Source organism: Levilactobacillus enshiensis, from assembly GCF_007115095.1.
Taxonomy (GTDB): domain Bacteria; phylum Bacillota; class Bacilli; order Lactobacillales; family Lactobacillaceae; genus Levilactobacillus; species Levilactobacillus enshiensis.
This window is the reverse complement of record NZ_SULH01000044.1, coordinates 1-401: the sequence shown is the minus strand read 5'-3', so window position 1 is coordinate 401 and position 401 is coordinate 1. Positions and strand designations below refer to the sequence as shown.

Annotated in this window: 1 protein-coding gene; it reads left to right on the top strand. The window is 45.1% G+C overall.

From position 1 onward, the window contains the following. The coding region (locus tag FAY32_RS14510; protein WP_263862562.1) for a DnaB helicase C-terminal domain-containing protein at positions 1-401 on the top strand (401 nt) is incomplete at both ends.

Sequence of the window (401 nt, the reverse complement as noted above, 5' to 3'; positions counted from 1 at the left end):
TATGACCAGACGAAGACGCTTGCTCAAATTGCTAGTGTGATTCGACGACATGCGAGTGAGGCTAAGCAAAATGAGTATGTTGCGTTTGTCGACTATATTGGCCTGATTACGGTGCCTGGATTCAAGGAACGGTACCTGCAAGTCGGTGAGATTACTCGTCAATTAAAGGTAATGGCTAATGAGTATGACGTACCGATTGTCGCGTTGACGCAACTTAATCGAGGAATCGAAAGCCGTCAAGACAAGTCGCCGCAATTAAGCGATATTCGTGAGTCAGGATCCGTTGAGCAAGATTCAAATGTGGTTGCGTTTCTGTCTAAGTCGACTGTTCAAGATGATATTGTCGACCTATCCGTTCGGAAGAATCGTGAAGGAATGTTGATGACGATTTCGTACCAGTT